General features: G+C 71.4%; 9 protein-coding genes. 3 read left to right on the top strand and 6 right to left on the bottom strand.

Features of this window, described 5'->3' with window-relative positions:
- Positions 1-92: 92 nt before the first annotated feature.
- The 3 genes from MLV88_RS07040 to groES all read right to left on the bottom strand — a co-directional run bounded on the left by MLV88_RS07040 (position 93) and on the right by groES (position 3,309).
- Positions 93-317, bottom strand: a complete 225-nt coding sequence (locus MLV88_RS07040) for a hypothetical protein (RefSeq protein WP_242338548.1) — start codon at positions 315-317, stop codon at positions 93-95.
- Between the two features lie 1,015 nt (positions 318-1,332).
- Positions 1,333-2,976, bottom strand: a complete 1,644-nt coding sequence (groL, locus tag MLV88_RS07035; protein ID WP_242355386.1) for a chaperonin GroEL — start codon at positions 2,974-2,976, stop codon at positions 1,333-1,335.
- A gap of 39 nt (positions 2,977-3,015) precedes the next feature.
- On the bottom strand, positions 3,016-3,309 hold the full coding sequence (gene groES, locus MLV88_RS07030) for a co-chaperone GroES (RefSeq protein ID WP_242338544.1): 294 nt from the start codon (positions 3,307-3,309) through the stop codon (positions 3,016-3,018).
- 396 nt (positions 3,310-3,705) lie between these two features.
- On the opposite strand from groES, the gene MLV88_RS07025 reads away from it, so the two are divergent.
- The gene (locus tag MLV88_RS07025) at positions 3,706-4,329 is read left to right on the top strand and encodes a hypothetical protein (RefSeq protein ID WP_242338542.1); all 624 of its coding nucleotides are present in this window, start codon (positions 3,706-3,708) and stop codon (positions 4,327-4,329) included.
- Positions 4,326-5,012, top strand: coding sequence for a hypothetical protein (locus tag MLV88_RS07020; RefSeq protein WP_243337157.1), 687 nt, complete (start codon positions 4,326-4,328; stop codon positions 5,010-5,012). Before MLV88_RS07025 ends, MLV88_RS07020 begins: the two co-directional genes overlap by 4 nt.
- Before the next feature lie 136 nt (positions 5,013-5,148).
- Here MLV88_RS07020 and rpoZ read toward each other — a convergent pair whose 3' ends face one another.
- Positions 5,149-5,415, bottom strand: a complete 267-nt coding sequence (rpoZ, locus tag MLV88_RS07015) for a DNA-directed RNA polymerase subunit omega (protein ID WP_242338539.1) — start codon at positions 5,413-5,415, stop codon at positions 5,149-5,151.
- A gap of 224 nt (positions 5,416-5,639) precedes the next feature.
- On the opposite strand from rpoZ, the gene MLV88_RS07010 reads away from it, so the two are divergent.
- Positions 5,640-6,803, top strand: coding sequence for an aspartate kinase (locus tag MLV88_RS07010; RefSeq protein WP_242338537.1), 1,164 nt, complete (start codon positions 5,640-5,642; stop codon positions 6,801-6,803).
- A 42-nt stretch (positions 6,804-6,845) separates the two neighbouring features.
- Here MLV88_RS07010 and MLV88_RS07005 read toward each other — a convergent pair whose 3' ends face one another.
- A complete protein-coding gene (locus MLV88_RS07005) occupies positions 6,846-7,730 on the bottom strand; it encodes an ATP-binding protein (RefSeq protein WP_242338534.1) in 885 nt (294 codons plus the stop codon).
- 12 nt (positions 7,731-7,742) lie between these two features.
- Positions 7,743-8,426, bottom strand: coding sequence for a hypothetical protein (locus tag MLV88_RS07000; RefSeq protein WP_242338533.1), 684 nt, complete (start codon positions 8,424-8,426; stop codon positions 7,743-7,745).
- Between the last annotated feature and the right edge of the window lie 105 nt (positions 8,427-8,531).

Raw genomic sequence — 8,531 nt, 5'->3', positions numbered from 1 at the left:
TCTCGACGAACTCCAGCTTCTGGCTCATGGCTCGCTGAACTTTCCAGGGCACGCCACAGTCGAGCAGCCACGACTGTCAGCGATGTCCTGACTCAAAAAGCGTCAGCGATGTCTTGGTACCGCACCCCCACGATCCAGATGCCAATCGTGAAGGTTGCCGTGGCCGCTGCGATGTAGCCCAGTACTTGGACGCCGCGAGATCCGTACGCCGCGATGAAAGCCACGAAGCTGAACGGCGCGAACAGACTGAACCAAAGCCCCGCCCATGGAACCCACATCAACGCGCCGACGATGACGTCGTAGACGCCGCAGAGCACGACGATGCGACCTCGAGGGGGTTGCCGCGTTGTTGCCAGTACTGCACAGCCAACGTGCATCAGTGCGCAGACGAGTGCCGGGCCAACGGATATCGATAGAACGCTTGCCGATCGCACGACGCCGAGGGCGTTTCGGTATCCCGGCAGGACGGTGAGCCCTATCCCAAGTAGCGCCGCACCCGCGCCAACCCACAATGGCGTGGCTGGGGTACACCTGAGTTTCATTTCCACGGCAGGACCAACGGATGTCGAGTCACGGCTAATGGACGAACCGAAGGACGAGCACGACAAGCAGGGCTAGAACCAGGGCGACAACCGGAAGCGCAAAGGTGATGATGAGCCAACCTTTCCACTCGGACTTGAACATCTTCTAAGCTCCGTGGGGGCCGGTACCACGGAGGCGTCGCGTCAGGTGGCAGACTTGCTCGGCAGTGGCGCAGCCGCTGAGCTTGCAGGTACGCGTACTCCCGGTGGCACAGACTCCCTGCGTCAAGAACAGCAGCTGTGCCGCCACCATCCCGGCGAGCATCGATGACCCCGGTGGTTCCAAGAGTGAGAGGCCAGGGGAATCCGGCCTTTCACTTCGCGTGCGCGCATCGTGATACACTCCCGTGAAACACAAGGACTCGGTCGGGTGCTCGTTCTCCGGGCGGCCCGAATCCCGACCAGTGGTCCACCGGAAGACCCGAATTGCCCGCGGCGCTGTATGCCGCATCGTGCAGCACACGAGCGGTGTCATGGGCTCGCGGCCGAACGCCACACCCGTCGCGTCGATCGCTCTGAGCGTAGGAGTACCTGCAGACCCTCGACCGACACGCCCGCGAACCCGGTAGACGTGACCGGCGAGGGGCGGAGACCGCGAGCAGCGCGAGCAGCGCGACCGCGCTCGCCTGGCGGCGCCAATGGAAATGCCAAAGAAAAAGGGCCGCCGGTCTCCCGGCGGCCCTTCGATTCCTGCGAGCGTTCCCGCGGTCCGCGCCGCCCTGAGGCGGGCGCGGGGCCGGCGGGAGGCGAGCTACATCATCCCGCCCATGCCGCCCATGCCGCCCATCCCGCCGCCGGCGGGGGCCGCGGCCTCCTCCTTCGGCTTCTCGGCGATGAGGGCCATGGTGGTGAGCATGAGGGACGCGACCGAGGCCGCGTTCTGGAGCGCCGAGCGCGAGACCTTGGTCGGGTCGATGACGCCGGCCTTCACGAGGTCCTCGTACTCGCCGGAGGCGGCGTTGAAGCCGAAGTTGGCCTCCTTCGCCTCCTTGACCTTGTTCACCACGATGGACGCCTCGTAGCCGCCGTTGCCGGCGATCTGGCGGAGCGGCTCCTCGACGGCGCGGCGGACGATGTCGAGGCCGAACTTCTCGCCCTCGCTCACCTTCATGCCCTCGAGCGCCTTCACGGCGCGCAGGTACGCCACGCCGCCGCCGGGGACGATGCCCTCCTCGACGGCCGCGCGGGTCGCGTGGAGCGCGTCCTCGACGCGGGCCTTCTTCTCCTTCATCTCCGTCTCGGTGGCCGCGCCGACGTTGATCACCGCGACGCCGCCGACGAGCTTCGCGAGCCGCTCCTGGAGCTTCTCGCGGTCGTAGTCGGAGGTGGTCTCCTCGATCTGGGCGCGGATCGTCTTCACGCGCGCCTCGATGTCGGCCTTCTGGCCGGCGCCGTCGACGATCGTGGTGTTGTCCTTGTCGATCGAGATGCGCTTCGCGCGGCCGAGGTCCTTCAGGGTGACCTGCTCGAGCTTGAGGCCGAGCTCCTCGGCGATCATGTGGCCGCCGGTGAGGATCGCGATGTCCTCGAGCATCGCCTTGCGGCGGTCGCCGAAGCCCGGCGCCTTCACCGCCGCGACGTGCAGCGTGCCGCGGAGCTTGTTCACGACGAGCGTCGCGAGCGCCTCACCCTCGACCTCCTCGGCCACGATGAGGAGCGGCTTGCCCGAGCGCGCGATCTGCTCGAGCAGCGGGAGCAGATCCTTCATGTTCGAGATCTTCTTCTCGTGGATGAGGATGTACGCGTCCTCGAGGTTCGCGACCATCCGCTCCGCGTCCGTCACGAAGTACGGCGAGAGGTAGCCGCGGTCGAACTGCATGCCCTCGACCACGTCGAGCGTCGTCTCGAGGCCCTTCGCCTCCTCGACGGTGATGACGCCCTCCTTGCCCACCTTCTCCATGGCCTCGGCGATGATGTTGCCGATGGTCGTGTCGCCGTTCGCGGAGATGATGCCGACCTGGGCGATCTCCTTCTGGTCCTTCGTCGGCTTGGAGAGCTTCTTCAGCTCGCCCACGATGATCTCGACGGCCTTGTCGATGCCGCGCTTGATGTCCATCGGGTTGTGCCCGGCCGCGACGAGCTTCGAGCCCTCGCGGTAGAGCGCCTGGGCGAGCACGGTGGCGGTGGTGGTGCCGTCGCCGGCGACGTCGGAGGTCTTCGACGCGACCTCCTTCACCATCTGCGCGCCCATGTTCTCGAACTTGTTCTCGAGCTCGATCTCCTTCGCGACCGTCACGCCGTCCTTCGTGATGGTCGGGGAGCCGAAGCTCTTCTCGATGACCACGTTCCGGCCCTTGGGCCCGAGCGTCACCTTCACGGCGTCGGCGAGCGTGTTGACCCCCTTGAGGATCGCGTCGCGCGCCTTCTGGTCGAAGCAGATTTCCTTGGCAGACATTCTGATGTGCTCCGTTTCTTGAGAGGGGAAGGCGGGCGACTAGCTCTCGATCACGCCGAGGATGTCGTCCTCGCGCATGATGAGGTGCTCCTCGCCGTCGATCTTGATCTCGGTGCCCGCGTACTTGGAGAAGAGGATGCGGTCGCCGGCCTTCACGTCGAGCGGACGGACCTTGCCGTCCTCCTGGACCTTGCCGTTGCCGACGGCGAGCACCTTGCCCTCGATCGGCTTCTCCTTCGCCGAGTCGGGGATGATGATGCCGCCCTTCGTCTTCTCCTCCTCCTGCACGCGCTTCACGATGATGCGGTCCTGCAGCGGGCGGATCTTCGTCATGGATGCCTCCGGTGTGATCCCGGCGCGCCGCGCCGGGACGATGAGCAGGTCGTTCACGCCGCTGGCACTCGACCCAACCGACTGCCAGCGGCGCGGCGGATCCTAATCACCGCCCCCGAGGTGTCAAGCGAGCACCGCGGATCGCGAAAGCCCCGAAAACGGGCGCCTTTTTTGCCCGCGGCTGGCAGTCGACCCGATCGAGTGCCGAGGCGGCGGCTGGCAGTCGCCCGGCCAGGCTGCTCGAGCTGGCGCGACGCGGCGTGGTCCCCGGGAAATCCGTCGCAAGTGCGGCAGCTTGCCGCAGGAGATCGCAGAGCGTACCGTTCTGGAAGGAGGTCGCTCTCCGCCGGTCGGGGAGGGCGCCTCGTGGAGGGGCGAGAGGAGGGCCCGGCAACCGTGAGCCAGTCGATCCTCGTCGGCAAGTCCGCGCAGGAATGGTTCCGCGAGCTCGTCGCGGACACGCTCTCGACCCGCAGGCTCAAGATCCAGGAGGCCACCGAGTTCTACCTCGTCGATCTCCTCACCCGGTTCCTCGAGACGGAGCGGCTCTTCGTGGAGGAAGCGGACGGGACCGTCCGCTCCGAGCCGCTCGCGCTCGTCCTGCTCCGCGCGCTGCAGGCCGACCGGCGCGCGCGCGCCGCGCACCTGCGCCGCCTCGGAGACACCGCGCTCTTCGTCTCGGGCTTCTTCGGCGACTCGCTCGCGCGCTCGCCGGTGGACGTCGACTACTACATCGCCATGGGCGAGCGGGCGTACTCCGCCCTCGCCGAGACCGAGCGCGGTCGGCCGGGGCTCGACGCGCTCTACGGCGAGCTCTCCGGGCGGTTCGAGCAGTTCGTGGATCTCTTCGCCGAGATCGCGGAGCTCTCGGACCTCCGCTCGAACCGCGGCCTCGTGCGGCTCTACGAGCGCTTCCTCCAGACGCGCTCCGAGCGCGTCGCGCAGCTGCTCCGCGAGCGAGGCGTCGCGCTCTTCGCCGGGCCGGGCGCACGGCGAGGCAAGGGGGAGCTGCCGCAGTGACGCGCGCGGCGCGCGGCCGGGCAGGGCGGACCCTCGCGTTCCTCCAGGGCGAGCTCGAGGCGATCTACGCGGTGGAGGCGCCGCGGGTCGCCGCGTTCCTCGTCGGGCGCGAGGCGGCGAGGGCGGCGGGGCGGGTACCGGAGGCGCCGGAGGAGCTGCTCGTCCTCGAGGAGGACGACGGGGTCGCGCTGGGGCTCTACCTCGACGACGCGGTGATGGAGACCGCCGCGGCGGCCGATCCGCACCACCGGCGCCCCCGCCTCGTCGCGCGCGCCGCGCTCGCGCGCGTCGCCTGCGCCGCCGAGGGCGTCTCGCACTTCGTCTACCTCGCCACCCGCGCCGCGGCCGGGCGACCGGTCTCGCTCCTCGAGCTCGAGGCGCAGGCGGAGGTGGACAAGTTCGCGGTCCTGCTCCTGCACCTGTGGCGGCGCGGGCTCCGCCGGACGAGCGGCGCGCTCCGCCGGCGCCTCTTCGAGCGCGTCCGGTACCACGCCGACCTCGGTCCCGAGGCGCTCGCGCGCTACCGCGAGGCGAACCGGCTGGGCGGCGGCTACGCGCGCTGGCTCGAGGGCCGGTTCGTCGAGGACGCCGACATCGAGGGGCTCCTCCGCGAGCTGCGCCAGAGCTACAGGCTCGGCGGGCGCGAGAAGCTCGATTACCTGGGCGCGCGGACGGCGCAGTGACGAGGGGGGCGGCGCGGCGAGACCCTCGCGCCACAGAAACGAACGGGGCGCGCCGGTGAGGTGCGCCCGCGGGGTGCGACGGCTTGCGATCGCCGCGACCTGCTCGCCCCGACTTGCGGAGGGCGAGCGGAGGCGACTAGCGCAGCGTGCGCGTCTGGCCGGCCGGGATCGTCGACTTCTCCTTGTCGAACTTGCCGGAGAGCGCGTCCTTCACCGAGCGGTCGAAGCGCACCTTGCCCGTCGCGATCTCGCGGAGCGCGAGCACGGGCGGCTTGTTCTTCGTCATGCCCTGGAGCGGCCGGGCGCCCGCCATCAGCTGACGGGTCCGCTTGGTCGCGAGGAGCACGAGCGCGAAGCGGTTGTCGACCATGGGGAGGCAGTCTTCGACGGTGACGCGGGCCATTAGCTCTTCCTTCTTTCCGTTACGGCGGAACGGCGGAAGATAAGAGGGTCTTCGGGTCGGGTCAACCTCCGTCGCGGCCCGCCCGGAGCCCGCGGCCTCCGAGGGTGCGGAAGCACGAGAGATATCGCACCCCGCCCCGGGCGGGCGAGCGGCCGCTCCTGCGCCCTGCCGGCCCTTTACCGGCGGGCGCTCCGCGGGCAAGCTCTCGCGCCCGGAGGTCCCCCATGCCGGTGGTCGTGCAGAAGTACGGCGGCTCGTCCGTCGCCGACGTCGAGAAGATGCGCAAGGTGGCCGCGAAGGTCGCCGCGACCCGGCGCGCGGGCAAGGACGTGTGCGTCGTCGTCTCCGCGATGGGCGACACGACCGACGAGCTCCTCGCGCTCGCGAAGCAGGTCTCGTCGGCGCCGCCCCGGCGCGAGCTCGACATGCTCCTCACCGCCGGGGAGCGCATCTCGATGGCGCTCCTCTCCATGGCGCTGCAGGACCAGGGCGTGGACGCCATCAGCTTCACCGGCAGCCAGTCCGGCATCCTCACCACCGACGCGCACGCCTCCGCGCGCATCGTCGAGGTGCGGCCCTACCGCGTGCAGGAGGAGCTCGCCCGCGGCAAGGTCGTCATCGTCGCCGGGTTCCAGGGCGTCTCCTCGCGCAAGGAGGTGACGACGCTCGGCCGCGGCGGCTCGGACACGACCGCGGTCGCGCTCGCGGCGGCGCTCGGCGGCGACTGCGAGATCTACTCGGACGTCGCGGGGGTGTTCTCCGCGGACCCGCGCGTCGTCCCCGCCGCGCGGCGGCTCGACGCGCTCTCGTACGACGAGATGCAGGAGCTCGCGGCGGCCGGCGCCAAGGTGCTGAACGCGCAGGCGGTCGAGTTCGCGAAGGAGCGGGGCATCGCCATCCACGCCCGCTCGACGTTCGGCGGCGCGGAGGAGACCGTGGTCCGTGGCGGGACGCACCCGGAGCGGATCGCCGGCGTCGCGACGCAGAAGGAGCTCGCGCTCCTCGGCCTGCCCGCCGCCGCGCTCCCCGCCGTGCTGGAGCGGCTCGAGGGGCGCGGCGCCGTCGCCGCGGAGATCGCGATGCCGGGCGCGCGCGCCGGGCTCGTCCTCGCGCTCGAGAACGTGCACGACTGGGAGCTCCTCGCGCGCGCGCTCCGCGCCGACGTGCCCGGGATCGACATCGCGGACGAGGGGCTCGGCGCGGTCTCGGTGGTGGGCACCGGACTCTCCGCCGGGCATCGCGTGCTGCGCGAGGTCACCGGCGTGCTCGACGGCCTCGGCGCGCCCGCCCGCGCGCTCTTCACCTCCGCGCTGCGCGTGACGGCCTACTGCGACGCGCGCGCGCTGCCGGACGCGGCGCGGGAGCTCCACCGGCGGCTCATCGGCTGAGCGCGGCCTCGCGCGGGCGCCGCGCGGCGGCTCCTCCGCCCCTCACGACCCCCAGAACCCGCCGCTCCCGGCGCCGTGCCGGTCCTTGCGGAGGTCGTGGCCGGGGTCGAGCTTCACGAAGCTGCACATCTCGTTGAGCCGCGAGTAGATGCGATCGCCCACCCGCTGGGCGAGCGTCATCGCCTCGGCGTCGCGCTGGAACTCGGGCGAGCGGGTGCGCACGACGCGCCCCGGCTCCTCGGCGGGGGCGCGCGCCTCGAGGAAGTAGTTCGTCGCGAACAGCGTCGCGAGGCCGGAGTTGAAGCGCCGGCTGATGAGCTCGTCCAGCATCGAGCGCTCCCACTCGGTGCCGCGCTCCTTGCCGAGCTCGTCGATGGCGAGCACCGGGACGGAGAGGAGCGGCCGCAGGATCTCCATGTGGCCGCGGTTCGCGTCGAAGCCGGAGCGGATGTCGGAGAGCAGCAGCATGAACTCGACGTACCGCCCGGCGACGCCCTTCTCGAGCGCGAGGTAGCGGAGCGTCGCGACGAGGAGGTGCGTCTTGCCCGCGCCCGGGCGACCGTAGAGGAGGTAGCCTTTCGTCGGCGCGTCCTTGCGGAACTTGCGCGCGAAGTCCTCGGCGACCGCCTTCGCCTTGGCGTGGTCCGGCGACCAGCTCTTGAACCCGTCGAACGAGGCCTTCGCGACGGCGGCGGGGATGCCGATCTGGTTGAACACCCCGATCCGCTCGTCCAGGTGCCGGCACGAACAGACCTGCGCGACCATCGACCCGCCCGACGGCACGAGGGTGTAGCCGGTCTCGCCGCAGCGAGGGCAGGCGGACTGGCACGTGCAGCGCCGGGCCCGCGCGGGCTGCCCGAGCACCTGCTCCACGACGTAGCCGCCGCCGCCGCAGTCGGAGCAGGAGGTCGTCCCGGGGTCTGGCATGGGGGCGGGAGTCTACACCGAACCGCGGAGGCACGTGACCCCCGCCGCCCGCGCCGCGTCGGAGACGTGGGCCCGGAGCGCGTCGCGATAGGCGGCGCGGCTCGCCGAACGCGTGCGCGGGCCGGCGAGCAGGCGCACGCGGGGCCCCAGGGCCGCGCGCACCGGCGGCTCGAGCGAGGTGAGCCAGGCGGAGAGGATGCGGGCGTCGGCTTCGGCCAGCGCGGCGTCGAGCCGCGCGAGCGGGGACGTCTCGCCGGCCGCCGCCAGGGCCAGGGCCGGCTCGAGCGCGCGCCACGCGGCGCGATAGCCCTCCCGCAGCGCGGGCGGCGCGGAACGTCCGGCCTCGGTGAGGAGCGTGCGCGCGGCGCGGAGGCGTGACGCGGCGACCGGCTCCTCTCCCGCCGGTCCCGGCGGCGCGTCGCCCACCCGGCCGCTGCGGTAGTCGCGCCACTCGTCGTCGACGGCGAGCCTGAGCGCCCGCAGCGAGCGAGGCGGCCGGGCGCCGCCCTCCTGCTGCTGCTCGAGCCCGCGGCGGATGCCCCGGCAGACGACGGCGACCGGGATGCCGCGCCGCTCCCACTCGCAGACGAGCTCCTCGTCGAGCGGCGACAGCATGAGCCCCGCGCCGCGCAGCCCGAGGAAGTACTCGGAGACCACGGCGGCGTAGTCGAGCGCGGAGGCGGGGAGGTCCGACACGGCGGAGCGGAGGATACGCGGCGGGTACGACGGGCGCGGCGTCCTCCCCGGCGCCGCCGCGCCGCTTCGGCGCCCGGCCGTGCGAACCGCGAGGTGCGACACGGG

The organism is Anaeromyxobacter soli, from assembly GCF_022808855.1.
Lineage (GTDB): Bacteria > Myxococcota > Myxococcia > Myxococcales > Anaeromyxobacteraceae > Anaeromyxobacter > Anaeromyxobacter soli.
This window is presented reverse-complemented; position numbering and strand designations above follow the sequence as displayed.

Bases quoted from the DNA above. Each gene is read 5' to 3' on its own strand.
- groES (WP_242338544.1), bottom strand. From the start codon at position 3,309: ATGACGAAGATCCGCCCGCTGCAGGACCGCATCATCGTGAAGCGCGTG.
- MLV88_RS07010 (WP_242338537.1), top strand. From the start codon at position 5,640: ATGCCGGTGGTCGTGCAGAAGTACGGCGGCTCGTCCGTCGCCGACGTC.
- MLV88_RS07005 (WP_242338534.1), bottom strand. From the start codon at position 7,730: ATGCCAGACCCCGGGACGACCTCCTGCTCCGACTGCGGCGGCGGCGGC.
- rpoZ (WP_242338539.1), bottom strand. From the start codon at position 5,415: ATGGCCCGCGTCACCGTCGAAGACTGCCTCCCCATGGTCGACAACCGC.
- groL (WP_242355386.1), bottom strand. From the start codon at position 2,976: ATGTCTGCCAAGGAAATCTGCTTCGACCAGAAGGCGCGCGACGCGATC.